21 protein-coding genes are annotated in these 25,027 nt (G+C 70.8%); 8 read left to right on the forward strand and 13 right to left on the reverse strand.

Going from position 1 to position 25,027, the window contains the following annotated elements; genetic code table 11:
- Window positions 1-334 precede the first annotated feature (334 nt).
- Both ACFZBT_RS28670 and lepB read left to right on the forward strand, forming a co-directional pair.
- Window positions 335-1,180 carry a hypothetical protein gene (locus tag ACFZBT_RS28670; protein WP_391109250.1) on the forward strand — a complete coding sequence of 282 codons (846 nt, stop codon included), beginning with the start codon at window positions 335-337 and terminating at the stop codon, window positions 1,178-1,180.
- A gap of 77 nt (window positions 1,181-1,257) precedes the next feature.
- A complete protein-coding gene (gene lepB, locus ACFZBT_RS28675; RefSeq protein ID WP_391109253.1) occupies window positions 1,258-1,734 on the forward strand; it encodes a signal peptidase I in 477 nt (158 codons plus the stop codon).
- A gap of 112 nt (window positions 1,735-1,846) precedes the next feature.
- Here lepB and ACFZBT_RS28680 read toward each other — a convergent pair whose 3' ends face one another.
- The 3 genes from ACFZBT_RS28680 to ACFZBT_RS28690 form a co-directional block, all read right to left on the reverse strand.
- Complete coding sequence (locus ACFZBT_RS28680) at window positions 1,847-2,815, reverse strand: EamA family transporter (RefSeq protein ID WP_391109256.1); 969 nt, start codon at window positions 2,813-2,815, stop codon at window positions 1,847-1,849.
- 161 nt (window positions 2,816-2,976) lie between these two features.
- Complete coding sequence (locus ACFZBT_RS28685; protein ID WP_391109258.1) at window positions 2,977-4,113, reverse strand: peptidoglycan bridge formation glycyltransferase FemA/FemB family protein; 1,137 nt, start codon at window positions 4,111-4,113, stop codon at window positions 2,977-2,979.
- Between the two features lie 101 nt (window positions 4,114-4,214).
- The gene (locus ACFZBT_RS28690; RefSeq protein ID WP_391109261.1) at window positions 4,215-7,127 is read right to left on the reverse strand and encodes an FAD-linked oxidase C-terminal domain-containing protein; all 2,913 of its coding nucleotides are present in this window, start codon (window positions 7,125-7,127) and stop codon (window positions 4,215-4,217) included.
- Window positions 7,128-7,213: 86 nt separating this feature from the next.
- Between ACFZBT_RS28690 and serC the strand changes: the two genes are divergently transcribed.
- On the forward strand, window positions 7,214-8,332 hold the full coding sequence (gene serC, locus ACFZBT_RS28695; protein ID WP_391109263.1) for a phosphoserine transaminase: 1,119 nt from the start codon (window positions 7,214-7,216) through the stop codon (window positions 8,330-8,332).
- A gap of 66 nt (window positions 8,333-8,398) precedes the next feature.
- Here the strand turns inward: serC and ACFZBT_RS28700 are convergent, their stop codons facing one another.
- Entirely contained in the window at window positions 8,399-9,271 is an 873-nt protein-coding gene (locus ACFZBT_RS28700; RefSeq protein ID WP_391109266.1) for an NAD(P)-binding domain-containing protein, read from the reverse strand.
- Window positions 9,272-9,379: 108 nt separating this feature from the next.
- On the opposite strand from ACFZBT_RS28700, the gene ACFZBT_RS28705 reads away from it, so the two are divergent.
- Window positions 9,380-9,976, forward strand: a complete 597-nt coding sequence (locus ACFZBT_RS28705) for a TetR family transcriptional regulator C-terminal domain-containing protein (protein ID WP_391109269.1) — start codon at window positions 9,380-9,382, stop codon at window positions 9,974-9,976.
- A gap of 96 nt (window positions 9,977-10,072) precedes the next feature.
- On the opposite strand, the gene ACFZBT_RS28710 is transcribed toward ACFZBT_RS28705, so the two are convergent.
- The 4 genes from ACFZBT_RS28710 to ACFZBT_RS28725 all read right to left on the reverse strand — a co-directional run bounded on the left by ACFZBT_RS28710 (window position 10,073) and on the right by ACFZBT_RS28725 (window position 15,167).
- On the reverse strand, window positions 10,073-11,674 hold the full coding sequence (locus ACFZBT_RS28710; protein WP_391109272.1) for an alpha/beta fold hydrolase: 1,602 nt from the start codon (window positions 11,672-11,674) through the stop codon (window positions 10,073-10,075).
- Between the two features lie 216 nt (window positions 11,675-11,890).
- A complete protein-coding gene (locus ACFZBT_RS28715) occupies window positions 11,891-12,193 on the reverse strand; it encodes a hypothetical protein (protein WP_391109275.1) in 303 nt (100 codons plus the stop codon).
- 131 nt (window positions 12,194-12,324) lie between these two features.
- Entirely contained in the window at window positions 12,325-14,508 is a 2,184-nt protein-coding gene (locus ACFZBT_RS28720; protein ID WP_391109281.1) for a glycosyltransferase, read from the reverse strand.
- On the reverse strand, window positions 14,508-15,167 hold the full coding sequence (locus tag ACFZBT_RS28725; RefSeq protein WP_391109284.1) for a hypothetical protein: 660 nt from the start codon (window positions 15,165-15,167) through the stop codon (window positions 14,508-14,510). The genes ACFZBT_RS28720 and ACFZBT_RS28725 overlap by 1 nt, the downstream gene beginning before the upstream one ends.
- A gap of 480 nt (window positions 15,168-15,647) precedes the next feature.
- On the opposite strand from ACFZBT_RS28725, the gene ACFZBT_RS28730 reads away from it, so the two are divergent.
- Window positions 15,648-16,973: an RNA-guided endonuclease TnpB family protein gene (locus ACFZBT_RS28730; RefSeq protein WP_391109286.1), complete on the forward strand. Its 1,326-nt coding sequence runs from the start codon at window positions 15,648-15,650 to the stop codon at window positions 16,971-16,973.
- A gap of 34 nt (window positions 16,974-17,007) precedes the next feature.
- On the opposite strand, the gene ACFZBT_RS28735 is transcribed toward ACFZBT_RS28730, so the two are convergent.
- The 3 genes from ACFZBT_RS28735 to ACFZBT_RS28745 form a co-directional block, all read right to left on the reverse strand.
- A complete protein-coding gene (locus tag ACFZBT_RS28735) occupies window positions 17,008-18,375 on the reverse strand; it encodes a cellulase family glycosylhydrolase (protein WP_391109289.1) in 1,368 nt (455 codons plus the stop codon).
- Between the two features lie 156 nt (window positions 18,376-18,531).
- Window positions 18,532-19,350 carry an ABC transporter permease gene (locus ACFZBT_RS28740; protein WP_391109292.1) on the reverse strand — a complete coding sequence of 273 codons (819 nt, stop codon included), beginning with the start codon at window positions 19,348-19,350 and terminating at the stop codon, window positions 18,532-18,534.
- Window positions 19,347-20,306: an ATP-binding cassette domain-containing protein gene (locus ACFZBT_RS28745; protein WP_391109295.1), complete on the reverse strand. Its 960-nt coding sequence runs from the start codon at window positions 20,304-20,306 to the stop codon at window positions 19,347-19,349. Before ACFZBT_RS28745 ends, ACFZBT_RS28740 begins: the two co-directional genes overlap by 4 nt.
- Window positions 20,307-20,411: 105 nt before the next feature.
- On the opposite strand from ACFZBT_RS28745, the gene ACFZBT_RS28750 reads away from it, so the two are divergent.
- On the forward strand, window positions 20,412-21,194 hold the full coding sequence (locus ACFZBT_RS28750; RefSeq protein ID WP_391109298.1) for a TetR/AcrR family transcriptional regulator C-terminal domain-containing protein: 783 nt from the start codon (window positions 20,412-20,414) through the stop codon (window positions 21,192-21,194).
- A 16-nt stretch (window positions 21,195-21,210) separates the two neighbouring features.
- Here ACFZBT_RS28750 and ACFZBT_RS28755 read toward each other — a convergent pair whose 3' ends face one another.
- Window positions 21,211-22,191: a WD40 repeat domain-containing protein gene (locus ACFZBT_RS28755; protein WP_391109300.1), complete on the reverse strand. Its 981-nt coding sequence runs from the start codon at window positions 22,189-22,191 to the stop codon at window positions 21,211-21,213.
- A 193-nt stretch (window positions 22,192-22,384) separates the two neighbouring features.
- On the opposite strand from ACFZBT_RS28755, the gene ACFZBT_RS28760 reads away from it, so the two are divergent.
- Window positions 22,385-23,059, forward strand: a complete 675-nt coding sequence (locus tag ACFZBT_RS28760) for a GDSL-type esterase/lipase family protein (protein WP_391109303.1) — start codon at window positions 22,385-22,387, stop codon at window positions 23,057-23,059.
- Here the strand turns inward: ACFZBT_RS28760 and ACFZBT_RS28765 are convergent.
- Entirely contained in the window at window positions 23,047-23,796 is a 750-nt protein-coding gene (locus ACFZBT_RS28765; RefSeq protein ID WP_391109305.1) for an aminoglycoside adenylyltransferase family protein, read from the reverse strand. The genes ACFZBT_RS28760 and ACFZBT_RS28765 overlap by 13 nt on opposite strands.
- A 65-nt stretch (window positions 23,797-23,861) precedes the next feature.
- Here ACFZBT_RS28765 and ACFZBT_RS28770 point away from each other — a divergent pair, with 65 nt between their 5' ends.
- A complete protein-coding gene (locus ACFZBT_RS28770; protein WP_391109308.1) occupies window positions 23,862-24,854 on the forward strand; it encodes an aldo/keto reductase in 993 nt (330 codons plus the stop codon).
- Window positions 24,855-25,027 lie beyond the last annotated feature (173 nt).

Raw genomic sequence — 25,027 nt, forward strand, 5'->3', positions numbered from 1 at the left:
ACTCCTTGGGGCACTCCTGGCGGGTCCTCCATCGGGCCGACCACCGGCCGTGGCACCCGCCGGCTCCCACGCCGGCGATGCAGTCGGATCCCGTGCCGGTTTCGCGGAACGCAGAGTGAATCGGTATGGAATTCACACTAGGAGAAGTTCCGCTCGCCTGCATGCCGGAACGTAATTGTTGATGCTTGTATATTCGCGTTCACGATCTTTTTAGGCCTGGTGAGGCGTCCGCTGCGCGGATGCGGACCCATGTGGCGGCAGTTACGGTGGTATGCGAAAGGGTGGGCGAGAGGGGCGAAGGGGGGATTCGGATCGCCAGAGACGGAGAATTCCCATGCTTATTGTCATCATGACGTGCGCGGCAATCATCCTGGCAGGCTTGATGGTCCACTTTTCGCGGTCTGTCCATGCCGACCTGAAGTGTGGCGACGCACCGATGCATTTCGATGACGGACTCGTCGTCACTTGGGCGGGCCCCGCACCCGAAGAGGCACGGGTGAAAGTGGGGAACGGTGGCATATTCGAGCGGGTAGAGCAGGTGACGGGGACGGGAATTCCGGCGGGCTACCCGGAGAAGTACCTGGACAACCTGCGCACCTCTGAGGTGTTCAACGCGAGCATGGCCTGGACTCCCGACGAACTGGTGCGCTGGCAGGAACGCCATGGAATCGAGATGGAGCCCGAGGCCATGAGCGTATTCGAAAGCTACCTCAACAATGGCCACCGCATCTTCATGACGCTGGTGGACCATCCGAGCGTCTCTGATCCGGGATCGTTCGTGGCCTGCAGCCTGGTGCTCCAGCGTGCCGTGATCGTGCACAACGGCCGGCGGCAGGACCTGTTCCTCCGTTCCTACTTCCACAGCGCACGGACCGACTCCTCGGAGTACGTCAACTTCGTGCCCGGTGGCAGTGTGCACTACTCCTTCAAGACGGACTCAGTCTGGTTCCCGTTGGAACTGACCCGGTTGATCTCCGAACCGGCTTCCTACGTCGAATTGGACATCGTCACCCCCGAGGAATTCGACGAGGCTCTTCTTCCGGCCCCGTTCTCGGCGCAGGCGAATGGGCCCGTGCTTCTGGGGGACGTCAAATATCAGGTGAGGCGAGCCTCGGCTGTGCTCAGGGTGGGTGAAGCTCAAAGCACAGCCATCCCGGACTTCAGGATGGCACTGAGCTGACGAGCCGTACAGGCCCGTGCCGGAGGGTCGGCCGATCAAGCCGACGCTCCGAGGGCTGGTGGCTCAGGGAGTGATGAGTGCACACTGCAGAGCTTGTTTATCTGGCCGTGCTGACGCTGACGTTCTCGATGATCGCTTCATTTACCTGTTTCGTTCGTGTCGTATCCGACTCCATGGCGCCGACGCTGCTTGTCGATGACCGGCTCCTGGTGATCCGCAGAGCAGTTCTGACGCGGTGTTTTCCGGCTCGCGGCCAGATCGTGGTCTTCACCGCTGACACCAAGGGCCCTGAGGGAGGAAGCAGTCGGCGCAGGATGGTCAAGCGGGTGGCCGCCACCGGCGGGGACAGCTTCCTCGTCGGTGACGGTGTCCGAGCGGAAGGCGTGTGCCGGCTGCAGCGCGTTGACGTACCGGCAGGCGGTGTTTACGTACTGGGGGACAACCGGCAGGTTTCGCGCGACTCGCGAGAGTATGGGTGTATCCCTTCACGACAGGTGACAGGCTTGGTCGTTCTCGTCGTGTGGCCGCTGCGCCGGGCGCGAGCGGTCCGCTGACGCGATCCGCCATCGCGGCCACGGTCGAGCACCTGATCCACCCACCACGGCAAGAGCCGTCAGCGTCGAGAGGCGCTGTCGATGCCCCGCGACCTGATCCAAACGACAGGTCCTAGCCCTCCAGCCCCGTGCTCTCCAGCGCCGCCCTCCTCTTGCGCCCCCGCCCCACCTGCGTACGCACCGCCCCCATGCTCGCCGCGACGACGAGGGCGATCGCGGCGGCCTCCATGGCGGTGAGGGCCTGGTCGAGGATGAGGAAGCCGGCCGTCGCGGCGATGGCCGGTTCCAGGCTCATCAGGATCGCGAAGGTGGAGGCGGGCAGGCGGCGCAGGGCGAGGAGTTCGAGGGTGTAGGGCAGGACCGAGGAGAGCAGGGCCACCGCCGCGCCCAGGCCCAGTGTCACCGGGTCCAGCAGCTTCGTACCCGACTCGGCGATGCCCAGCGGCAGGAACAGCACGGCGCCGACCGCCATCGCCAGGGCCAGCCCGTCCGCCTGCGGGAAGCGGCGGCCCGTGCGGGCGCTGAAGACGATGTAGGCCGCCCACATGGCACCGGCGCCCAGGGCGAAGGCCGCTCCCGCGGGGTCGAGGCCGCTGAAGTTTCCGCCGCCGAGGAGGAAGACACCGGCGAGGGCGAGAGCCGCCCAGACGAAGTTGATCGCGCGGCGGGATGCCAGGACCGAGAGGGCGAGCGGGCCGAGGACCTCCAGCGTGACGGCGGGGCCCAGCGGGATGCGGGCGACGGCCTGGTAGAAGAGGCCGTTCATCGCGGCCATGGTGATGCCGAAGACGACGACCGTGCCCCAGTCGGTGCGCGAGTGGCCGCGCAGACGCGGACGGCAGACCAGCAGCAGGACGACCGCTGCCACGAGCAGGCGCAGCGCCACCACCCCGAGGGCGCCCGCCCTCGGCATCAGGGTCACCGCCAGCGCGCCGCCGAACTGCACGGAGACGCCGCCCGCGAGCACCAGGCCCACGGGCCCGAGGGGTCCGAGACGGCCGGGGCCGCCGGCCGGAGAGGGCGTGGCGGCCGTCGCGGACTGCGGCGTAGTGGCGTTGGTGGCGCTGGCGGGCGTGGTCACGGGCGGTCCTGTGCTGGTCGGGCTCGGGGTGCGGGCTGTGCGTACACCGGCCTGCACTCCATGTACATCCCGATGTACTTCCCAGTCCAGAGTAATGGACTCAGTCAGGTGCGTGAAGCCCTTTTGCCTCTGTCTCGGGCTCCGAGACATCAGCCGGGACGTCAGCGCCGCGACAGATAGACGCCGAACGCCTTGTGCAGCAGCCGGTTGAGCGGGTACTCCCATTCGCCGAGATACTCGACGGCCTCGCCGCCGGTGCCCACCTTGAAGCGGAGCAGGCCCAGCAGGTCGCTGGACTCGTCCAGGGTGTCGGTGATCCCGCGCAGGTCGTAGACGGCGGCGCCGAGCGCGTGCGCGTCGGTCATCATGCGCCACTGCACGGCGCTGCTCGGCTGGACCTCGCGTCGGCGGCTGGTGGAGGCGCCGTAGGAGTACCAGACGTGGTCGCCGACGGTGAGCATGGTCGCGGCGGCGAGCACCTCGCCGTCGTGGTAGGCGAGGTAGAGCCGCATACGGTCCGGGTGTTCGGCGGTCAGCGCCCTCCACATGCCCTGGAAGTAGGACAGCGGGCGCGGGATGAACCCGTCGCGCTCGGCGGTCTCGCCGTACAGTTCGTGGAAGGCCGGCAGATCCTCGATGTCGCCGCGTACGACCTTCACGCCGGCCTGCTCGGCCTTCTTGATGTTGCGCCGCCACTGCTGGTTCAGGCCGCCGTGGATGTCGTCCAGCGACCGGCCGGCGAACGGCACCTGGAAGACGTACCGGGGCTGCCCCGCCGCGAAGCCGCTCTCGCCGCCGGTCTCGGTCTGCCGCCAGCCCATGCGGCGCAGATCGCCCGCGATCCGGCCGGCCTTCGGGTCGTACGACGTCGCCCGCACGTCACTCAGCCGCGCGGCGGCCGGGTCCGCGATGCCCGCCTTGACCGCCTCTGCGCTCCAGCGGCGCACCGCGACCGGCGGACCCATCCGCACCGCGAAGGCGCCCCGGCGTCTCAGGTGCGCGAGCATCGGCTCCAGCAGCCGTTCCAGGCCGGGCTCGTGCCAGTCGACGAGCGGGCCCTCGGGCAGATACGCGAGGTATCTCCGCAGCCCGGGCAGGTGCGGGCCCGGCAGCGGGCGCAGCAGTACGAGCCCGGCGCCGACGAGCCGCCCGACCGCGTCGAACCAACCCAGGCTCTCCGCCCGCCAGTCGGGCTTCACCTCGCCCCAGGACGGGACCTGGGTGTGGCTGGCGGAGGGGCGGGCCGCGACGAACGCGAGGTGCTCGTCACGGGTGATCGGTCTGACGCGGATGCTCATACGCGGGCTCCTTCGAGTGGCTGACCCCGCGAGCCTAGGAGCGGCCCCGGCCCTCCTCCGGCTCAGACACTCGGGTCCGCCCGTCGCGTGGTCCGAACGCCTCAAGCGCGTCCGCGTTCGCCCGCGGGGGCGGCTCCCCCTCCTGCCTGGTCCCCCTCAAGCCCCGCCGCCAGCACCTCCGCCAGATGCCTCCCCCGCACCCCCGCCAGCTGCTCCAGCTGCGTGCGGCAGGAGAAGCCGTCCGCCAGGACCACCGTGCCGTCCGGGGCCTCCCGCACCGACGGCAGGAGCTGCTCCTGCGCGCAGGACGCGGACACCTCGTAGTGGCCCTTCTCGAAGCCGAAGTTGCCCGCGAGGCCGCAGCAGCCGCCGCTCAGTTCCCCGGAGAGCCCGGCGGCGGCGCGCAGCCGGCGGTCGGCGGTGTCGCCCAGCACCGCGTGCTGGTGGCAGTGGGTCTGGCCGGCCACCGGACGGTCCAGGCGCGGCGGCGTCCAGTCGGGGGCGTGGCGTTCCAGTGTCTCCGCGAAGGTGAGGACCTTCGCGGCGAGGCGGGCCGCGCGCTGGTCGTCGTGCAGCAGCTCGGGGAGGTCGGTGCGCAGGGCGGCGGCGCAGCTCGGCTCCAGGACGACGACCGGGGCGTCGGTCTCCAGCACCGGTTCCATCAGGTCGAGCGTGCGGCGCATGACGGTTCGGGCGCGGTCCAGCTGGCCCGTCGACACATACGTCAGCCCGCAGCAGACCCGGCCCCGGCCGCGCAGCACCGACAGCGGATCCATCGCCACCGTCCGCCCGTCACCCACCGGCGATTCCACCAGCCGCAGCGTCGGCGGCAGCCCCACCCGCAGCCCGGCCGCCTCCAGCACCCGCACGGCGGCCTGCCCGACGGAGGGCGAGAGGTGCTCGGTGAAGGTGTCGGGCCACAGGATGACGAGGTCGCCCGAACCGGGAGCCGTCTCCCCCCGGCGCCGCTCCCACCACCGGCTGAACGTCCGCCTCGCCACCCGCGGAATCTCCCGCTCGGGCGCGATCCCGCCCAGCCGCTTCGCCGCCCACGCCAGGGGCCGGATCCGGGCGAGGGCGTTGACCAGGGCCGCCGTGCGCGTACGGGACACCGCCCGGAGCCATACCGGGAGCCGTCCCATCGAGTAGTGCGCGGCGGGGCGGCGACGCCCGGCGTAGTGGTGGTGGAGGAACTCCGCCTTGTACGTGGCCATGTCGACCTCGACCGGGCAGTCCGAGCGGCAGCCCTTGCAGGACAGGCACAGGTCCAGCGCGTCCCGCACCTCCGTCGAGCGCCAGCCGTCGGTCACCACCTCACCCGCGAGCATCTCGTGCAGCAGCCGCGCACGCCCGCGCGTGGAGTGCTCCTCCGCGCCGGTCGCCCGGAAGGACGGGCACATGACGGAGGAGCCGGACGGCGTCGTCGTACGGCATTTGGCGACGCCCACGCAGCGCCGTACCGCCGCCGAGAAGTCACCGCCGTCGGAGGGGTAGCCGAAGGCGACGTCGACCGGTTCGCGGGGCAGGACGGAGAAGCGGAGGCCGGCGTCGAGGGGGGCGGGGCGGACGAGCATGCCGGGGTTGAGGAGGTCGTCGGGGTCCCATACGCCCTTGGCCCGTTCGAAGAGGCCCACCATCTCCGCCCCGTACATCTTCGGCAGCAGTTCCGCCCGGGCCTGCCCGTCGCCGTGCTCCCCGGACAGCGAACCGCCGTGCGCCACGACCAGCTCCGCGAGATCCTCCGAGAAGCGGCGGAAGCGGGCGACCCCGGGCTCCGTCAGCAGGTCGAAGTCGATCCGGACGTGGATGCAGCCGTCCCCGAAGTGCCCGTACGGCGTGCCGCGCAGCCCGTGTTCGGTGAGCAGGCCCCGGAAGTCCCGCAGATACGCCCCGAGCCGGGCGGGCGGCACCGCGCAGTCCTCCCAGCCGGGCCAGGCCTCCGTCCCGTCCGGCATCCGGGTCGCCGTACCGCTCGCGTCCTCCCGGATCCGCCACAGCGCGCGCTGCCCCGCCGGGTCGGTGACCACCAGGGCGTCCACGACATCGGCCGCCCGCACGATCGCCTCCGCACGCGCGCGTGCCTCGCCCGCCGACTCCCCTCCGGTCTCCACGAAGAGCCAGGCCGTGCCCTTGGGCAGGGCGGTCGCGGAGGGCACCAGGTCCGCCGACATGCCCTCCACCGTCAGCGGCCCGAACGGCAGCAGCCCGGCAGCGGCCTGAGCCGCCGCGCTCTCGTCGGCGTAGCCCAGCACGGCCAGCGCACGCGCGCGAGGCGCCTCGACCAGTCGTACGACCGCCTCCGTCAGCACCCCGAGCGTGCCCTCGGAGCCGCAGAAGGAGCGGGCCACGTCGGCACCGTGCTCGGGCAGCAGGGCGTCCAGCGCGTACCCGGAGATACGGCGGGGCAGCTCCGGGAAGCCGGTGCGCAGCCGGGCGATCTCGCCGTCCACCAGGGCCCGCAGCCCGTCCGGCGCCCCGGCCCAGTCCCGCCCGAGCCGCAGCCGCTCGCCGCGCGCGGTGACGACGTCCAGCTCGCGCACGCTGTCCGCGGTGGTCCCCCACGCCACCGAGTGGGAGCCGCACGAGTTGTTGCCGATCATGCCGCCGAGTGTGCAGCGGCTGTGGGTGGACGGATCCGGGCCGAACCGCAGCCCGTGCGGGGCGGCGGCCTCCTGGAGCCGGTCGAGCACCAGCCCCGGCTGCACGACGGCCGTCCGCGCCTCGGGATCCAGCGACACCAGCCGGTTCATGTGCCGGGTGAAGTCCAGGACCACGCCCGTGCCGGTGGCCTGCCCGGCGATGGAGGTGCCCCCGCCGCGGGCGACGACGGGCACGCCGTGCTCCCGGCAGACGGCCAGGGCGGCGGCCACGTCGTCGGCGTCCACGGGCGCGACGACCCCGTGGGGGACCCGCCGGTAGTTGGACGCGTCCATGGTGACCAGCGCGCGGTCCGTCACGCCGAAGCCCACGTCACCGCGGACCGCGCCGCGAAGCTCCGTCTCAAGTTCCGACATGGGTCCATCCCATACCCACCGCCGCCCCGTCTCACCCGACGGACGACGTTTCGCCCAGGTTTCTGGAAACGGCTACGCTCCCCTGCGTGGCTGAGATCCAGATTCCCGCTGACATCAAGCCCGCCGACGGACGTTTCGGCGCGGGCCCCTCCAAGGTGCGGACGGAAGCGCTGGACGCGCTGGCCGCGACCGGCACCTCCCTCATGGGCACCTCCCACCGCCAGGCCCCGGTCAAGAACCTGGTCGGCAAGGTGCGCGAGGGCATCCGTGAGCTGTTCCAGCTCCCCGACGGCTACGAGGTGGTGCTCGGCAACGGCGGCTCCACCGCGTTCTGGGACGTCGCGACGCACGGCCTGATCGAGAACAAGTCGCAGCACCTCAGCTTCGGCGAGTTCTCCTCCAAGTTCGCCAAGGCGTCCAAGCTCGCCCCCTGGCTCGCCGAGCCCACCGTCATCACCTCCGACCCCGGCACGCACCCGGAGCCGCAGGCCGAGGCGGGTGTCGACGTGTACGCGTTCACGCACAACGAGACCTCCACCGGTGTCGCCGCCCCCATCAAGCGGGTGCCGGGCGCCGACGAGGGGTCCCTCGTCCTGGTCGACGCCACCTCCGGCGCCGGCGGCCTGCCCGTCGACATCGCCGAGACGGACGTCTACTACTTCGCCCCGCAGAAGTCCTTCGCCTCCGACGGCGGCCTGTGGATCGGCGTCTTCTCCCCGGCGGCGATCGAGCGCGCTGAGCGCGTCCACGCGTCCGGCCGCCACGTCCCGGAGTTCTTCAGCCTCCCCACGGCGATCGACAACTCCCGCAAGAACCAGACGTACAACACCCCGGCCCTCGCCACGCTGTTCCTCCTCAACGACCAGCTGGAGTGGATCAACGGCCAGGGCGGCCTGGACTGGTCGGTGCGCCGCACCGCCACGTCCGCGCGGACGCTGTACGGCTGGGCCGAGGACGTCAAGTTCGCGAACCCGTTCGTCACCGACCCGGCCAAGCGCTCGCAGGTCATCGGCACGATCGACTTCACCGACGAGGTCGACGCGGCCGCCGTCGCCAAGGTCCTGCGCGCCAACGGCATCGTCGACACCGAGCCGTACCGCAAGCTGGGGCGCAACCAGCTGCGCGTCGCGATGTTCCCGGCGATCGACCCGGCGGACGTCGAGGCGCTCACGAAGTGCGTCGACTACGTGATCGAGAAGCTCTGACCTTCTCCCGTACGTGAGAGAGGGCGCCCCGCGCGTGCGGGGCGCCCTCTCTCGTGCTCGTCGTGCTCAGGCGGCCGCTCCCCGCCCGAACACCTCGAACAGCCGGGTCAGGCTGTCCTCTTCGTAGCCTTCCGCCGCCCCGCGCCGGAACGTCTCCAACACCGCGGCGGGCAGCGCCGGGTCTACGCCCGAGTCCCGCGTCGTGTGCACGACGTGGTCCAGGCTCGCCACGGCCATCGAGATCCGCTCGACGTCACCGGAGTGCCGCCCCGCCTCGATCCGCGGCGTGTAGAAGTCGAGGAACTGGCCCATCCCGCCCAGCGTCCCGGCCGCGTACGGCGTGATCTCCGAGGCGCTGACGCCGTTCGCGTCCGCCAGCGCCAGCATGTGCAGCCAGGCGGTCAGCGTCGTCCAGAACAGGTCCATCTGGAGCTGGTAGTAGAGCGCGGCCAGGCCCGGGTCCGCACCGCGGTAGTCGGTGCCCGTGATGACCTTCAGGACATCCTCGTACTGCTCGAAGAGGTCCCGGGGACCGCTGTAGAAGGTGTCGAACTCCTGCGACCCGATGCCGGACGGCGGTGTCTGCACGCCGCCGGTGAGATGGTGTGCCCCGTGCTTCGCCGCCCAGGCTGCCCCCTCGCGGGCCCGGCCCGGGGTGTCCGAGCTGAGGTTGACCAGGACGCGGCCCTCCAGTGCCGCGGCGGCGGGCTCCAGGACGGCGTACATCGCGGCGTAGTCGGTGAGGCTCAGCAGGACGACCTCGTTGGCCGCCAGCGCCTCCTCGACGGTGGCGGCGCGAACCGCGCCGTCGGCCACCAGTTCGTCGGCGCGGCTCGCGGTGCGGTTCCAGACGGTGACCCGGTAGCCGGCGTCCAGGTAGGCACCGGCCATCGCACGGCCCATGGGCCCGAGACCGATGACAGTGACGGAAGTGCTCACAGATATCTCCCCTAAGATCTCTGAGACGAGGACTAGAACGAACGCTCTATCCAGTGAGGAACCTAGCACGTGGCTAGAGCGATCGCTCTAGCTCGGTACAGTGGCGGCGTGAAGACCAAGGCCCCGCACGACCTCGAGACCGCCGGCACCCGTGAGCGGATCGTCCGTACGGCCTCACGCCTGATGCAGCGCCAGGGCTACGAGGGCACGGGCATCAAGCAGATCTCCCGGGAGGCCGGGGCGACGCTCGGCTCCGTCTACCACTTCTTCCCGGGCGGCAAGCAGGAGATCGGCACGGCCGCCGTACGGCTCGGCGACGAGGAGTTCGCCGAGCTGTTGCGCGAGTCGCTCGGCGGGGAGCCGGAACCGGAGAAGGCCCTGCTCGCCCTCACCGCGTCCCTGGTCCAGGGTCTGCGCGACTCCGACTGGCTCGACGGCTGCCCGGTCACCTCCACCGTCGTGGGCACGGCGACCAGCGCCCCCGGCATCCAGCAGGCGGCCGCCGAGGCGTTCGCACGCTGGCGGACGGTGGTCGCCGAGCATCTGGTCACGGCGGGCTTCGCCGAGACGGACGCCGGCGATCTGGCCCACACCGTGATCGCCACCCTGGAGGGCGCCGAACTGGCGTCCCAGGTCGCCCGCAGCGAGGCACCCCTGGAGGCTGCGGGGCGCCATCTGGCGCGCTTGATCGCGTCGTACCGATAACCCTCGGCGGCCGGCGGAACGCACACACGCCAAGGGGCGCCCGGCCGACGCCGGGCGCCCCTGTCATCGCTTCGGACGATGCTCAGGCAGGCATGCTCAGCCGCCGAAGCCCAGGATCGCGCTCAGCGTCTTCCCGGCCGTCGAGACGGCCGGCTCGGCCTTGCTCGGCGTCTTCGCCGCAGCGGCTGCCTGCGGCTTCGGGTCGGCCAGCTTCTTGCAGACGGCGTCGGCCGTGCCGCTGCCGTGCGGCACCTTGCCGTTGGTGAGGTAGGTCGCCAGGTGCTTGTCGAGGCAGGCGTTGCCGCCCAGCGTGATGCCGTGGTTGCCGCCGCCCTGCTCCACCACCAGGCTGGACCCCTTCAGCAGGCGGTGCATGGTGACGCCGCCCTGGTACGGGGTGGCCGCGTCGTCCGTCGCCTGGAACAGCAGGACCGGCGGGAGCTTGGAGTTGGCGACGTTCACCGGCTTCAGCGTCTTCGTCGGCCAGAACGCGCACGGGGCGTTGTACCAGGCGTTGTTCCAGGCCATGAACGGGGCCTTCTCGTACACGGCCCAGTTGTCCTTGCGCCACTGCTTCCAGTCACGCGGCCAGGAGGCGTCACGGCACTGCACGGAGGTGTAGACGCTGTAGCCGTTGTCGCCGGAGGCGTCGATGGCGGCGATGTCCTCGTACGCCTTGACCAGCGCGGCGGTGTCCTTCTTGTTGACGTAGGCCGCGAACGTCTTGGCGAGGGTGGGCCAGTAGGCGTTGTTGTAGCCGCCGGGTATGAAGATGTCCTCCAGTTCGGAGGCGCCCACCTTGCCGCCGGCCGGCTTCTTGGCGAGGGCCGCCCGCATGGCGTACCACTTGGCCTCGATCTTCTTCGGATCGGTGCCGAGCTTGTACGTGGAGTCGTACTTGGCTATCCACGCCATCAGCGCCTTGTGGCGCTTGTCGAAGGCGTAGTCCTGCTTGATGTTGGCGTCGTACCAGACCCCGGTCGGGTCGACGATGGAGTCCAGCACCAGGCGCCGCACCCGCTCGGGGTACAACTTGGCGTAGACCGCGCCGAGATAGGTGCCGTACGAGTAGCCGAAGTAGTTGATCTTCTTCGCGCCGAGGGCCTTGCGGATGGAGTCCATGTCCTTCACGGCGCTGACCGTGTTGATGTACGGCAGGACGTCCTTGTACTTCTCGCCGCAGGCCTGGGCGAAGGACTTGGCGCGGGCGAGGTTGGCCTTCTCGATCGCGGGCGTGCTGGGCACGGAGTCGGGGCGCACCGGGTCGAAGTGGCCCGGCTTGCAGTCCAGGGCGGGCTTGCTCTGGCCCACGCCGCGCGGGTCGAAGCCGATGACGTCGTACTGGGCCGCGACCGCCTTCGGCAGGGAGGAGGCGACGAATCCGGCCAGGGACAGGCCGCTGCCGCCTGGGCCGCCGGGGTTGACCAGCAGCGGGCCCTGGTACGTCGAGGCGGTGTGCGGCACCCGGGAGAGCGCCAGCGTGATCTGCTTCCCCTGCGGCTTGGCGTAGTCGAGCGGCACCTTCACCGACGCGCACTGCATCGTCGGGGAGTCGTCCGTGGCGCACTTCTTCCAAGTGACCTTCGCGGCCTGGGCGGTGGTCGCGGAGTGCGATACGTCGGCGCTGGCGGGAGCGGCGGTCAGGGTCCCGGCCAGGACGACGGTCGCGCCGCACAGTACGGCTGCGCTTCTTCTCATGGAGTTCTCTCAGAACGGTGAGGGGGGTCAGGCCCGCGTCAACACGGGCCGTGCCGCATCGTTCCGGAAGAGCACGCCATGCAAATACGTATTCGACCAAGACTTGACCGAATCGAGTCATCCCATGCGAACAAACCCCTTTAAAGAAGGGGCATTTGGACCTTCGGTAACCAAACGCCCCACTCATCGCATGGGCCAGGACTCACAAGGAGCAGGTCAGGAGGCCGGGAAGGGCTGAAGGAAGCCACGGGCGCCCTGCTGCTCCTCCTTCGCTTCGTCGCCGTCACCGTCGGCATCGCCGTTGCACCGGGTCTGCGTCGTGTTGCTCTGGGACCCGAACAGGACGGACCAGACGATGCTCTCGAGCCCCTGGCTCTGGGTGTTGGACGTGTAACACGAGGAACTCTGGCCCTTGCCGCCGTCGGACGGCGCGGCAGCCGCGACGGGCGCGGCGGAGGTCAGGGCCGCAGCGAGGATGACGACGGCCGCACCGGCCGAGTGCGCCAGAGATCGGGGCATACGATACAAACGCGGAGTTTTCATGATCACACCTTGAGCGGAAAAGCGCCCGGGAGGAAGGCTCACGGCCCCTCGGCCGGGCAACTCAACCCGAACGGCCTCCCGGCCCGTACGACGCCGCCGGCGCCCGCTCAGGTCCGGCGCGTGGAGGGCTGCGGTGGCAGCATCACGTCTCCGCTGCGCTTGAGCCGCTGCCACGGCAGCCGGTAGCCGTTGATCGCGGTCAGACAGGCCTGGACGAGGACCAGGTACATCACCTGGCGGTAGACGACCTGTTGGAGAGGGAGCGCCCACAGGGGCCGCAGCCGCTCGCCGTCGAGGTGGAAGGCGTACGCGGCGCAGACGGCCTGCACCGCCAGCACACCGCACCACGCGAGCACGGTGGTGAGCGGGTTCCCGAACACCAGGCCGTACAGGGCCAGGATGTCGATCAGCGGGGCGAGCAGCGGGGTGAGGATCTGGAAGACGGCCAGCAGGGGCAGACCGCGGCGGCCGAAGCGGCCCGCGGTGCCGCGCTCGACCAGCGCGTGGCGGTGCTTCCACGCGGCCTGCATCGTGCCGTAGCTCCACCGGTAGCGCTGGCGCCACAGCTCCCGCAGCGAGGACGGCGCCTCGGTCCAGCCGAGCGCGTCCGGCACGTAGCGGATCTCCCACCCGGCCCGGTGCAGCGCCATGGTGAGGTCGGTGTCCTCGGCGAGGGTGTCCGCGCTCACCATCCCGGCGTCTCGCAGGGCCTCGGCACGGAAGGCCCCGACGGCGCCGGGGATCGTGGGCATGCAGTGCAGCAGGTCGTACATGCGGCGGTCGAGGTTGAAGCCCATGACGTACTCGATGTGCTGCCACCGGCCGAGCAGCCGCCGTCGGTTGCCGACCTTGGCGTTGCCCGCGACCGCCCCGACGCGGGGGTCGGCGAACGGCTGGACGAGGCGGCCGACGGTCGAGGGGGCGAAGACCGTGTCGGCGTCCAGCATGACGACGAGATCGTGGGAGGCCCGCAGGACACCGGCGTTGAGGGCGGCGGGCTTGCCGCTGTTGGGCTGCCGGACGACGGTGACGTTCCGCAGGGCGAGTGACTCGGCGAGGTCGGCGGTGCCGTCACGGGAACCGTCGTCCACAACGATGATCTCGACGGGGTGCTCGCTCGCGGCGAGGGAGCGGAGCGTCTTGGGGATGCACGGCCTCTCGTTGCAGGCGGGGATGACGACGCTGACGGGCCGGGTGACGGACCCGGGCCCGCCGGTGCCGGGGCGCCGGTCGCGGCGGGCGTGGTGCCGGGCCAGGAAGAGCAACAGCACGCACCGGGCCAGGACGAGCGAACCGACCACCAGCAGCAGCGCGCTGACGGCCGTCACCGCCGTCGACGACACGGTGACGGCGGCCACGAAGATCCGGCCGCTCCACCGGTCCACCGTGCCTAGGGGGCTGCTGAGGGTCTCGGCGCCGACCAGCTCGGCGAGCGTGGTGAAGCGATAGCCCTGGGCCTGCAGCCGGGGGATCAGGATCCCGAGGGCCTCGACCGTCTGAGACCTGTCCCCTCCCGCGTCGTGCAGGAGGACCACCGCGCCCCTGCCCCCGGTCGGGGTGGCCGCGTCGGCGATCTCCCGGGCACCCGGCCGCCGCCAGTCGTTGGTGTCCCGGTCGATGAACGCCAGGACGTAGCCCTTGTCGCCCAGGCGCCGGACCAGGGACCACTCCGGGGCGTCGAGGGCCGCGGGCGTCGAGGAGTAGGGCGTCCGCATCAGCGAGGTGTGGATGCCCGCGGCCCCGGCGAGGGCGAGCTGCGTCAGTGACAGCTCACGGTCGACGTCCCTCGCGGACCGGGTGGTCAGGTCCGGGTGGGAGAAGGTGTGCACGCCGATCTCGTGGCCGGAGCGGACCAACCCGCGCAGCACGTCCGGGTACCGGGCGGTCTGCTGCCCGGTGACGAAGAAGGTTCCGGGCGTGCCGTAGCGGTCGAGGACGGCCCGGATGCGGGGCGTCCAGGTGGGGTCGGGGCCGTCGTCGAAGGTCAGGACGACGGTCCTGTCCGGCGTGCGATAGGTGCGCAGGTGGTTGTCGGTGGTGTCGACGACCGGGCCGCCGCCCGAGATCGAGCGGGGGACGCCGGTGGCCGGTCGCCGGTCGCGCCCTTCCTGGTCACCGGCGAAGCCCCTCGTGGTGTAGCCCTCGACCAGGAGGACCGAGGCGACGAAGGCCAGCAGGATCAAGGGGACGACGATGCGGAAGCGATGCCGCGGCGCCAGGGGCGCTCGGGTCCGCCGCGGACCGGACGGCCTCGATGAACGGTCGGGTGACCGGTCGGGGCGCCGCCGCATCAGGGGGCCTCGGCCACCGTGGGGTCGGCGGGCGGGGGCGGCTCCGCGACACCGGACGGCGCCGACGGGCTGGGCGCCGGCTCCGTGGGCTCAGGTGCCGGAGGGGCGGAGGGGTCAGTGGTGGGCGGAGCGGGCGAGGGCGGGTCCGGGGGCGCGGTGGTGTCCGGGTCCGGTTCAGCGGTCGGAGCGGCGGGATCGTCGGGGTCCGCCGGCTCTTCCGGTGCGGATGGCTCCTGTGACGCCGGGGCCTCCGCTTCCGGCGGGTCGGCATCGGAAGGCGCCGGTGGGCTGCCGGGCACCAGGGGCGGGTCCAGGGAGGGGCCGGGCCCGGTGAGCCCCGGGACGAGCAGGGCGCTGGGGCCGGCCGCGTCCGAGGCGTCGACGGGCGGCGCCAGGGGCGTCCCGCCCGGGGCCCGGTCCTTCGGCGCGGCGGGCGCCGCCACATCGCCGGGGAGCAGCGCCCCCGGCGCGAAGGGCGTCGCGCCCATCAGGCTCAGCCCCAGCACCGCCATGTAGGCCGCCGCGCAGCCGGCCAGTCCGTACCCGGCGCGCCGGAGATTGCGCGCACGCCGGCCGGAGGAGTCGACGAACACCGGGAGGCTCGGATCGCTCGACGGTTCCTGCCCTGTGTGCCCTCCATTGGCACGGTCAGGCGCCATAAATGTCAGCGTACGCCGCTACGGGGCCGCCGGTCGGACGAGGCGCCCGGTCTCGACGGGCACCACCGTCGCCCCCTCAGGCAGCCACAAGGCACACACCCGACACCGCCACCGGGCCGCCGGTCAGGAGGGGCGCCCGGCGAGCACCGGGCGCCCCTATCACACAACCCTCAGGTCGCCGTACAGCTCGCAGTCGGCACCGCCTCGCCCCCCGGTCGCTCCGCCCAGGCCAAGGCTCGCCGAACCTCCCAGCGGCAGGCTCCGTTGTGCGCGGCGTTCACCGCCGTCACACTCGCCCCGCTGTGCGTGTACGAGGCGTTCCATTTTCCAGATCCCGAGCCCGTCCCCTGGACCGGTGATGGGGACGGGGTTGGGGGTCCTGGGGGTTGGTTGCTGGTCCCGGCGTGGAGTGGTCACTCGTGCGGGTGAGTGTGATCGATGGTGTGCGCGGTGGGGGAATGTGTGGTCTAGGTTCGCGGCGTGGCACGGTTTCGGATGTACCCGACGGGCGAGCAGGAGCAGCAGATGTTGCTGCACTGCGCGCATGCCCGGTACGTGTGGAACCTCGCGGTCGAGCAGCACGCGCACTGGCGCCGGGACAGGGCGCACCACCGCCCCGACGGCAAGCGCAGCGGAGCTCCCTCGTTCGCTGAGCAGTGCCGTCAGCTCACCGAGGCCCGCGCGGCCAGCGAGTGGCTGCGCGCCGGGAACCAGACCGTCCAGGCACAGGCGCTGAAGGACTTCGCCAAGGCCAAGGCCGCGCGTTTCACGTCCGGTTTCGGTGAACCGACCTGGCGCAAGAAGTTCGTGCACGAGGGCTTCCGTGTCATCGGCGACGATCGTGTACCCGAGTACGAGCCGGACGGCCGGCCGCTTATCAACCCCAAGACCGGCAAGCAGGTCATGGGCCGCGCCGTCACCGTGCAGAAACTCAACCGTCGCTGGGCGCAGGTGAAGGTGCCGGGATGTGGATGGGTCCGCTTCCGCCTCAGTGCCAAGGGCAAGGGTGCCCGGCTTCCCGCGGCGAAGACGTACCGCGTCACCCTCAAGAACGGCCAGTGGCACATCGCGTTCGCTGTCATCCCCGACCCGATCGACAAGCCGGGCACGGGCGAGGCCATCGGCATCGACCGGGGCGTGACCATCACCGCCGCGCTCTCCGACGGCCGCACCCTCACCTGCCCGCAGCTCACCACCCGGGAACGGGCCCAAGTCCGCAAGCACCAGCGCCGCGCCGCCCGCGCCCCCAAGGGCAGCGAGCGCAAGACGGCCGAATACGCGAAGATGGCCAGGCTCAAGGCCAGGGAGGCGAACCGGCGTAAGGACTGGTGCGAGAAGACCTCGACCATGCTCGCCCGCTCCTATGACCTGGTGCGGTTCGAGAAACTGAACATCAAGACGATGACCGCCAAGGCGAAGCCGAAGCCCGACCCCGACCAGCCCGGCCAGTACCTCAAGAACGGCCGGGCGGCCAAGGCCGGGCTGAACCGGGGCATCCTCGCCCAGGGGTGGGGCCTGCTGCGGCAGCGCACCGGGCACAAAGCCCCTGGACGCGTCGAAGACGTCCCCGCCCCCTACACGTCTCTGCGGTGCAGTGCCTGCGGATGGATCGACAAGAACTCGCGCAAGAGCCAAGCCGAGTTCGTCTGTTCCTCCTGCGGCTTCACCTGCAACGCGGACACCAACGCGAGTATCAACGTCGCGGCAGGACAGGGCGGGATTCCCCGCCCCCGGCAGTCAGCCGGTGCCGGAGGGGTGACAACGGCCACCCGCCGTTCGAGCGCCCGTGAACCTCAGCCCACATAGGCTGGAATCCCCCTCTCTTGAGAGGGGGAGGATGTCAAATGCTGGTGACCTTCTGCGACGCCCCGCTCCACGTCCAGGCGACCTTCCACGAGGTCAGCGGCGTACTGCCCGTGTTGGTCACCTTCACCTCGGCGTTGAAGCCACCGCCCCAGTCGCTGCTCACCGTGTAGGCGGCGGCGCAGGCGGCCGGTCCACCGGGGTCACCCGGCCCGCCGGGGTCCGGCCCGGAACCGCCTCCCGCGAAGCCCGGCGCCTTGATCGCCTTGAGGTATCCGTCCTTCGCGGTGTCCACGGTCTGCCAGTCGTCCTTCAGGATGCCGCCCGTGTCGCCGGAGTTGGGGTTCCAGGACCAGAACGTCCAGTGGAAGCTGTCGGCGCCGTTCGCCGACGTCGACCGCAGGTACTTCACCAGCTCCGACAGCCACCTCTGGTCCACCCCCGACTGGAGCGTCGTACCGAACTCCCCGAGCCACACCGGGGCGATGTTCTGCTTGAAGATGTAGCCCCAGTACTTGTCCCAGATCCCCGGCATGTTGGCGGGGAAGGACGGGTCGCTGAACCACGGCTGCTGGGCCACCGACGTGGCGTAGTCGTGGGCCGAGTACACCAGCCGGTTCGGCACGTCCAGCTGGACCGGGTACTGGGCCACGCCCATGAGGTTGCCGCCCCACCAGCCGTTCGTACCGTTGTGCGACTGCACGCCCTCGACCATGATCAGCAGCTCGGGGTTGACCGACAGCACGGCGTTGCCCGCGCGCTGGGCGGCCAGCCGCCAGTCCCTGCTCGTGTCGCCGCAGCCCCAGCAGGCCGGGTCGTGGGGCTCGTTGTGCAGGTCGATGCCGACGACGGTGGAGTTTCCCTTGTAGCGCGTGGCCAGGGCCTTGAGGTTGGCGATCCAGGTCGACTCGGGGACCGACGCCGTGTACCAGAGGGCCGACTGTCCGGCCGCGTCCGGCCGGTGCCGGTCAAGGACGATCTTGAGTCCGGCCTGTCCGGCGTACGCCACGATCTTGTCCAGGACCTGGAGCGAGGTCAGCCCGCGCAGGTCGGTGTTCTTGCCGTCGTGGTTGACGCTGTCGGGCATCGTGCCGGACTTCAGGATGTCGTCGCTGTAGGGCATGCGGATGGTGTTGTAGCCCAGCGACTTCATCTGGTCGATCATGCTCTTGTAGTCGCGGGCCCACAGGCCGTGGACGACGTGGTTGGCGGTCTCGAAGCCGAACCAGTTGACACCGGCGATCCGGACGGGCGCTCCGGCCGCGTCCAGGATCTGACGCCCGCTGGTGTGCCAGTAGCCGGCGCCGGCCTTCACCGCGGCGTCGGCGCGGGCCGACTCCGTGCCGGCCAGCGGTAACAGGAGCGCCGCGGCGACACACAGCGCTCTGCGCAGAGTGCGGAACATGTGGCTGCTTCCTCTCGGGTTCCTCTGGGGAGGGGGAGGCGCGGCCCCGGAACCGGACGAGAGCCGAATGGGAGCGCTCCCACAACGCCGCGCACCTCCAGGAAACTGACGCCCCATGGACACGTCAAGACCCCAGGAGGTGCGCGGCACTCTCCTCTACCGGCTGAGCTTCTTGAACCGCCGTACCGCCAACGGCAGGAAGACGACCGTCAGGATCACCGGCCACACCCCGGCCATCAGCAGCGCGTGCTGCTCGACCCAGGTGTCACCGCCGACCGGCGTGCCGAACAGCTCGCGGGTCGCCGCGGCCGTGGAGGAGATCGGGTTCCACATCGCCACCCAGCCCAGCCAGTCGGGCATCAGCTGCGGCGCGACGAAGATGCTGGAGATCATCGTGAAGGGGAAGGCGACCGCGAAGAGGCCGCCGGCCGCCTCCGGGTTGGGCACGATCAGGCCGAGCCACACACCGATCCAGATCAGCGAGAAGCGCAGCCACAGCAGCAGCCCGAACGCGCCGAGGAAGCCCAGTCCGCCGTCCGGACGCCAGCCCATGGCGAGCGCCGTGAGCATCATGATCGCCAACTCCGCGCAGGCGACGATCAGATCCGTGACACCACGCCCGGCCACCACCGCCGAGGACGACATCGGCATGGAGCGGAAGCGGTCGATGACGCCCTTGGTGGAGTCGTAGACCACCACGGTCGCCGTGTTGATGAAGCCGAACGCCATGGTCATCGCGAACATGCCCGGCATCAGGAAGTCCTGGTAGTCCCCGCCGCCCGGCACCTTCATGGCGCTGCCGAAGACATAGCCGTAGAGCAGCACGGAAAGGATCGGGAAGCCCAGCTGCCAGGCGATGTTGACGGGCTGGCGCTGGTAGTGGGTCAGGCCGCGGCGGACGATGTTCCAGCAGTCGGCGAGCAGCCAGTACGTGCCGCTCCGGGCGCTCGGCGTACTCAGGTCGATGGCGCTCACGCCGCGGCCTCCTTCTCGGTCCGGTGTCCGGTCAGGCGCAGGAACACGTCGTCGAGGCTCGGCCTGCGCAGCCCGATGTCCTCGACGCGGACACCCTCGTCCTGGAGGGTCCGCGCCACCTCGGTGAGCGCCGTGACCCGGTCGGCGACCGGGGCGTGCACCCGCGACTCGGTCTCGTCCGCCTCGGGTTCGCCGTCCGCGACCCGGGCGACGACCTTCACCACCCGCGGGATCTCGGAACGCTCGGCGACCACGACCTCGATCCGGTCGCCGCCGACCAGGTTCTTCAGCCCGTCCGGGGTGTCGTCGGCGATGGCCCGCCCCTGGTCGATGACGGTGATGTGCGAGGCCAGCTTGTCGGCCTCCTCCAGATACTGCGTGGTCAGCAGCACGGTCGTGCCGCCCGCCACCAGCGCCCGTACGGACTCCCAGACCTCGCCCCGGCTGCGGGGGTCCAGTCCGGTCGTCGGCTCGTCGAGGAAGAGCACGGCCGGTGCGAGGATCATCGACGCGGCGAGGTCGAGACGGCGTCGCATGCCGCCGCTGTACTTGCCCACACCCTTGTCGGCGGCGTCGGCCAGGTCGAACTGCTCCAGCAGCTCGCCGGCCCGGACCCTGGCCCGCCTGCCGCCCAGATGGAACAGCCGGCCGAACATCTCCAGGTTCTGCCGGCCGGTGAGCACCTCGTCCACCGCCGCGTACTGCCCGGTGAGCCCGATCCGGGCCCGGACCTCGCGCGGCTGCCGGGCCACATCGAGCCCCGCGACCGTCGCCCCGCCCCCGTCCAGCCGGATCAGCGTGGACAGGATGCGCACGGCGGTGGTCTTGCCCGCCCCGTTCGGCCCGAGCAGGCCGTGCACCGTTCCCTCGCGCACGACCAGGTCGAAGCCGTCGAGGGCGCGTTTCTCGCCGTACCGCTTCTCCAGCCCCTCGGCCCGTACCGCGTATCCGTCCATGCCGCCCCTCCCGTGCCCGTCCTTAGCCGACCTTGAACTGAGTACAGCGTACCCTATTACGCGTACACAGTACCCAGTTTTTGCCGCGGCCTCTAAACTGAGCCCATGACGAGTGGTACGAGTGGTGCGGGCAGTACGGAGACCAGCGGCAGCGGCGATATCGCCCGCACCCTCGAACTGCTGTGGGACACCGGCCGCCGTCCCACCCGGGGCCCCAAGCCGACCCTGACCCTTGACCGGATCGTGGAAGCCGCCGTCCAGGTGGCGGACGCCGAGGGGCTGGGCGGGCTCTCCATGCGCCGCGTCGCCGCCGAACTCGGCACCGGCACCATGTCGCTGTACCGGTACGTCCCCGGCAAGGGCGAGCTGCTCGACCTCATGCTGGACCGGGTGCAGCGCCGCTCCGACAACCCGTCCGACCTCGGCGACGGCGGCTGGCGCGCCGCCCTGGAGGCACTGGGCCGAACCACCCTCGACCTCTACCGCCGCCACCCCTGGCTGCTCCACGTCAACCAGTCCCGCCCGGTTCTCGGCCCGAGCGCCGTCGACGGCATGGAGAAGATCCTCACCCGGATCCGCCCGATGGGGCTGACCGACCCCGAACTGGTCTCCGCGGTCATCATGATCGACGGGTACGTCGTCGGGGCCGCGCGCACACAGCTCTACGAGCGGGAGGCGGAACACCGGACGGGCCTGACGGACGCCGAGTTCTGGCAGGCGCAGGTGCCGGTCCTGGAGAAGGCCATGGCTTCCGGCCGCTACCCGGTGATGGCCTCGCTCTCCGAGGACAGCTTCGGCTCCGACTTCGACCACTTCGAGTTCGGGCTCCAGCGGATCCTGGACGGCCTCGAGGTCCTGGTGGAGCGGCGCGGCCGGTCGGCCCCCTAGAAACCGCCGGGCTCCCCTACCGCCGCCGTCGCCGCAGCCCCCGCAGCCCGAACAGCACGGCACCGGCCACGACGGCGACGACGGCACCGGTCTTGAGGTCGCCGCTCAGCCCGCCCCCTCCACCACCGTCCGAAGCAGCCGAACCGCCGCTGCCGGAGGCCGAGCCGGACCCACCGGCCCCGGGAGCGTCCTGCGGCTCCACGGGACTGTCGGCCCCCTCGGCGCCGTACATCAGCTTCTTCCCGTCGGCGGTGTAGGTGACGGACTCCCCCTGCCCGAGGAACGGCACCCCGAGCCGCTCACTCTTCTTGATCTTCCCGTCGTTCCAGTCGTACGCGATCGCTCCGAAGTAGCTGCGTACGACGAGGTGTTCGGCGTCCGGGGAGAGCGTGGCGTCGGTCGCCTCCAGATCGGGGACGGAAGCGACGGGCCGAAAGACGTTCGACCCGGACGGGGAGAGCTCGGCCGGCCCCTCGTACAGATGCCCGCCCTTCTCGTTCTTGTCCACGATGTAGACACGGCCGGTCTTCGGGTGCACGACCAGCGACTCGGCGTCCCGCGCGCCGTCGGAGTACTTCACGACGTACTGCGTGGCCTTGACGGTCTGGTCGCGCAGGTTCTTCGGCTCGGGCAGCCGGTAGATCCACACGTACGGCCAGCTGCCGCCGAGGTTGTCGCCGATGTCGCCGACGTAGATCTGGTTGTCCGGCCCGATGGAGATGGCCTCGACATCGCGCGGGCTGCCCACCCCGGCCATGGTGACCGTGGCGACGGTCTCGCCCGTCGCGCTGTCGACGGCGTAGAGATACGCCCCGTCGTCACTGTCGTTGTGCGTCCAGTAGATCCCGGGGTGCTGGCGGGAGGCGGCGAGGCCGCTGGACTCGGTGATGCGCGGATCCTTGATCGTGAACTCCTCGTCACCGTCGGCTGCGGAGGCGGGCACGGCGAAGGCGCCCACGAGGAGAGCCGCGGCGAGGAAGACGGTCGGTCTGCGCATGCCCCAAGCCTGCCATCCCGCTCCGCGGTTCACGGGCGGTTCAACGAGCGGTTCAACGGACGCTTCAACGGGCGTGACGAAGGACGCTCCAACAGGCGTGACGAATCAAGGCCGATGGCCGGAGAGCGGCGCGTGGCCCGACTCACACCCCGTCCGGGCGCCCGGCCGTCCCGTGATCCTCCATGATGAGCGGATGCTCAGGTTCATGCCCGTAGGTGACTCCATGACGATCGGGAGCACGGGCGAACACACGTGGCGCTACCGGATCTGGCAGCACCTGTGCCGTTCCTACGACGGCCCCTTCACCCTCGTCGGCCCGCGCGAGACGCTCTACGACAAGCTCGACGAGGCCCCGACGTCGTACGCCTACGCCGAACCCGACTTCCCGCGCGCCCATCTGGCCGGCTGGGGTGAGGGCTGGCTGCACATGGCCCCGCTGATCGGCGAGGCGGTGCGCTCGACGCGCGCGGACGTCCTGCTGGTCTCCCTCGGCCTCATCGACCTGGGCTTCTACACGAACGCCGAGCAGACCGCCGAGAACGTCCGGGCCTTCACGGCCGAGGCACGGGCGGCCAACCGGCGGGTGCGGATGGTGTGGCTGCCGGTGACCCCGAACGTACGGGCCCAGACGGACACGGCGTTCGCCACCGAGGTAGCCCGCTTCAACGAACTGCTGGCGAAAACGGCCGCGGACCTCGACGAGCCCGGCTCCCCCGTCCTCCTGGCCTCGACCCCGCCGTCGTACGACATCCCCACCGACACCTACGACGGCACGCACCCGGGCCCGAGCGGCGAGCACAAGATCGCGGCGGCCTTCGCGGAGGCGATGTACCAGGCGTGGGGCCTGGGCGAGCCCTACGAGGAGTAGCTCTCGCTGATCACTCCGGCCAGAAACTCCGCGCAGGCCCGGGGCGCCGGAAGATCGTCCCAGCGCTCTTCCTCCTCCCCGAGATAGACGGCCCGGGCACGGGCCAGAACCGCCCGGTGCTCGGCGGGCAGCCGCCCCAGCACCCACCCGGCCGCCGCGTCCTTGGAACGGATGTCCCCGGTGACGAGGGTGGTCCAGATCCGGGCGAGGGTGAGCAGCACGTTGCGGGTGTCGGAGTCCAGCTCGCCCATCAGCTCCGGCACACCGGCGACGACGGCCCGCCTGAGGTCGCCCAGCGGCACGGGAGCGATCAGCTCGGCGGGCGGCGGCCCGTGGAGCGGGGCGTCGGCACGCAGCACCATGGTGAGCAGCGGCGCCAGATCAGCGCTGACCTCCGGTCTCGGGACAACCCCGCGCTCATACTCCTCCCGCAACCAGTCGCCGTAGAGGAAGTCGCAGGTGGGCGGGTACCGCCAGGGCTGTACATCGTCCCGCACGACGACGATCAGCTCGACGTGCCGCCGCCCGCCCACACCGGACACCGCGAGCAACTCCTCGACAAGCGCCCGCCGCTGCCCGTGCGCCATGGACTCCCGCACCACGGCCAGAAGGTCGATGTCGCTGTACGGCCGCAGCCCGCCGAGGGTGGCGGAGCCGTGCAGGTAGACGCCGAGGAGGGTGTCGGGCAGGGTGCGCTGGAGGAGCCGGACGAGGTGATCGGCGGCAGGGACGGTCATCCTGGCGCACAGTACGCGGGTCCGTGCTTGCTTGGAGCGCACTTCAAGACGTTGGCTTGGTCACCATGAAGTACACGCAGCTCGGACGCACGGGACTCAAGGTCAGCCGGCTCGTCCTCGGCACCATGAACTTCGGACCGCAGACCGACGAGGCCGACAGCCACGCCATCATGGACGCGGCGCTGGACGCGGGTATCAACTTCTTCGACACGGCCAATGTCTACGGGTGGGGCGAGAACAAGGGCCGCACCGAGGAGATCATCGGCAACTGGTTCGCCAAGGGCGAGGGGCGGCGCGACAAGGTCGTCCTCGCCACGAAGGTGTACGGCAACATGGGCGCCGACGGCCCGGCCTGGCCCAACCACGACAAGCTCTCCGCCGTGAACATCCGGCGGGCCGTGGACGCCAGCCTCAAGCGGCTCCGGACCGACCACATCGACGTCTACCAGTTCCACCACATCGACCGGGACACCCCCTTCGACGAGATCTGGCAGGCGATCGACGTCCTGGTCCAGCAGGGCAAGATCCTCTACGTCGGGTCGTCGAACTTCCCCGGCTACAAGATCGCCCAGGCCAACGAGATCGCCGCCCGGCGCGGCGGGACCATCGGGCTGGTCAGCGAGCAGTGCCTCTACAACCTCGCCGAGCGACGTGCCGAGATGGAGGTCATCCCGGCCGCGCGCGACTACGGCCTGGGCGTCATCCCCTGGTCGCCGCTGCACGGCGGTCTGCTGGGCGGCGTGCTCAGGAAGGAGGTCGAGGGCGGCCGCCGTGCCTCCGGCCGCGCGGCCGACGCACTCGCCGACCCGGCGACCCGCGCGCGGATCCAGGCCTACGAGGACCTGCTCGACAAGCACGGCATCGAGCCCGGCGAGGCCGCCCTGGCCTGGCTCCTCACCCGCCCGGGCGTGACCGGCCCGATCGTCGGCCCGCGCACGGCGGGGCAGCTGGAGTCCGCCCTGCGAGCGGCGGACCTGGAGCTGTCCGAGGAACTCCTGACCGGCCTCGACGAGATCTTCCCGGGCCCGGGCCCGTCACCGGAGGCCTTCGCCTGGTAGCGCCCCCGAAGGGTGCGGGGCTGTTATCCGATCTGCGGCCGCGGGCCGGTGGGCGCGACCAGCCCCCACCGGCCCGCGGCCGGCCAACACCCCGCCCCACGTGCCCCCCCCCAAACACCCCCCCCCCGCCGCCCACGCGACCCCCAGAAACAACAACACCAGCACACCCGCCC

The sequence above is a fragment of the Streptomyces sp. NPDC008137 genome, assembly GCF_042957035.1.
In the GTDB taxonomy this organism is placed as follows: Bacteria; Actinomycetota; Actinomycetes; order Streptomycetales; family Streptomycetaceae; genus Streptomyces.

Bases quoted from the DNA above. Each gene is read 5' to 3' on its own strand.
- ACFZBT_RS28755 (WP_391109300.1), bottom strand. From the start codon at position 22,191: ATGCGCAGACCGACCGTCTTCCTCGCCGCGGCTCTCCTCGTGGGCGCC.
- ACFZBT_RS28770 (WP_391109308.1), top strand. From the start codon at position 23,862: ATGAAGTACACGCAGCTCGGACGCACGGGACTCAAGGTCAGCCGGCTC.
- ACFZBT_RS28735 (WP_391109289.1), bottom strand. From the start codon at position 18,375: ATGTTCCGCACTCTGCGCAGAGCGCTGTGTGTCGCCGCGGCGCTCCTG.
- ACFZBT_RS28690 (WP_391109261.1), bottom strand. From the start codon at position 7,127: ATGTCGGAACTTGAGACGGAGCTTCGCGGCGCGGTCCGCGGTGACGTG.
- ACFZBT_RS28760 (WP_391109303.1), top strand. From the start codon at position 22,385: ATGCTCAGGTTCATGCCCGTAGGTGACTCCATGACGATCGGGAGCACG.
- ACFZBT_RS28715 (WP_391109275.1), bottom strand. From the start codon at position 12,193: ATGCCCCGATCTCTGGCGCACTCGGCCGGTGCGGCCGTCGTCATCCTC.
- ACFZBT_RS28670 (WP_391109250.1), top strand. From the start codon at position 335: ATGCTTATTGTCATCATGACGTGCGCGGCAATCATCCTGGCAGGCTTG.
- ACFZBT_RS28725 (WP_391109284.1), bottom strand. From the start codon at position 15,167: ATGGCGCCTGACCGTGCCAATGGAGGGCACACAGGGCAGGAACCGTCG.
- ACFZBT_RS28750 (WP_391109298.1), top strand. From the start codon at position 20,412: ATGACGAGTGGTACGAGTGGTGCGGGCAGTACGGAGACCAGCGGCAGC.
- ACFZBT_RS28720 (WP_391109281.1), bottom strand. From the start codon at position 14,508: ATGCGGCGGCGCCCCGACCGGTCACCCGACCGTTCATCGAGGCCGTCC.
- ACFZBT_RS28745 (WP_391109295.1), bottom strand. From the start codon at position 20,306: ATGGACGGATACGCGGTACGGGCCGAGGGGCTGGAGAAGCGGTACGGC.
- ACFZBT_RS28765 (WP_391109305.1), bottom strand. From the start codon at position 23,796: ATGACCGTCCCTGCCGCCGATCACCTCGTCCGGCTCCTCCAGCGCACC.
- ACFZBT_RS28685 (WP_391109258.1), bottom strand. From the start codon at position 4,113: ATGAGCATCCGCGTCAGACCGATCACCCGTGACGAGCACCTCGCGTTC.
- ACFZBT_RS28710 (WP_391109272.1), bottom strand. From the start codon at position 11,674: ATGAGAAGAAGCGCAGCCGTACTGTGCGGCGCGACCGTCGTCCTGGCC.